This is a genomic window from Kitasatospora griseola (genome assembly GCF_014648555.1).
Lineage (GTDB): Bacteria > Actinomycetota > Actinomycetes > Streptomycetales > Streptomycetaceae > Kitasatospora > Kitasatospora griseola.
In genome coordinates, this window is sequence record NZ_BMRI01000096.1 from 1 (window position 1) to 1,366 (window position 1,366).

Sequence of the window (1,366 nt, forward strand, 5' to 3'; positions counted from 1 at the left end):
GGTCAGGCGCAGCGCGTCCATGAGGATCTGCGCGTGGTCGAACGCCAGGCCCTCCGAGTCGCGCAGGAGGTCGACGACCGGGACCCAGCGGGCTCGGACGGCGTCGTCGGCGGCCACGGCGCAGGTGTCCGAGGCCACGGTGACGACGTAGGCGGTGGTGGAGTACGCCCCGCGCGGGTCGCGGCCCGGCGCGTCGTACACGCCGACCTCGCGCAGCCAGGACGCCGGGACCTTGACCCCGGTCTCCTCCTCCAGCTCCCGGACGGCGGCCGCGAGCGGGCTCTCCCCGTCGTCCACGTGCCCGCCGGGCAGCGCGTCCAGGCCCTTGTACGGGGCCTTGCCGCGCTCGATCAGCAGCACCGAACGGATCACGCCCTCCCGGACGCAGACCACGTCGGCGGTGTAGCGCGGGGTCTCCTGGGCGGTGGCGTCGGTGGTGTTCATGGCGTTCTCCTTCGAGGTCGGGCGGTGGCGACGGGCCTGCTGGGCGGCGTGGTGGGCGTTGAAGTCGGCGTGGAGCGGGTCGCCGATCTCGCACGACCGGTCGTTCTGGCACGCCTCGCAGCCGACGGTGTGCTCGATGGCCGCGCGGAAGGCGTCCATGTAGGCGATGAACTGGGTGTCGGACATGGAGAAGCTCCAAAAGGGCTGTGGTGAAAGAAAGTTGGGGTGATCGCGGCCGCGCTCAGGCGGCGAGAGGCGTGGTGTCGGCGGCGGCCGGGTGGCCCTGGGCGCTCGCCGCCTCCCGGTATCGGGCGGCGACCCAGCCGGTGGACCAGCCGGTCAGCTCGGCCACCCGACGCTGCGGCAGGCCCTCCCTCGCGGCGGCCCAGACGACCGCGCAGGCCTCCCCTTCGGGGAGCTTCTCGACGGCCGGCGGGCCGGACAGCAGGGCCTCGCGCTGGGCCTGAAGCGCGGCGAGCCGCTGCTGCTCACGCTCCCGCTCACGCTGCTCACGCTCGCTCACGAGGCGCTCACGGAGCTCTTTCGCGGCCCGGTCGTCCGCATCCTTCTTGGCCTTGGCGTCGCGCTCGGCGGCGTCGCGGCGCTCCTGCGCGGCATGGTTCTCGCGCAGCATCAGCAGGTCGTGCTCACGCTGCTCACGGTCGCGCTCACGCTGACGCTCGTCGGCCTCACGGGCCAGGCGCGCGGCATCCGCAGTCGCGGCTTTCTGCTCGGCCCGGGCCTTCTCCTGCGCCTGCTCGGCGAGCCGCCGGCGCTCTTCCCGCTCGGTGCGCTCATGGGCCTCACGGGCGGCCACGGCGCGGGCGATCGCCCGCCGGTAGGCGAGCGAGGTCTCCGCCGTGACGATCAGCAGCAGCGGCGCGACCGCATGGACCGCAACCCCGACCAAGTCCTTTGCCAG

At 73.7% G+C, this 1,366-nt stretch carries 2 protein-coding genes; both read right to left on the reverse strand.

Features of this window, described 5'->3' with window-relative positions; genetic code table 11:
* Nucleotides 1–630 (reverse strand): NUDIX domain-containing protein (locus IEZ12_RS37240; protein WP_308431129.1); only part of this gene is annotated, 630 nt, incomplete at its 3' end.
* 55 nt (nt 631–685) lie between these two features.
* The coding region (locus IEZ12_RS37245) for a DUF2637 domain-containing protein (protein WP_229848725.1) at nt 686–1,366 on the reverse strand (681 nt) is incomplete at its 5' end.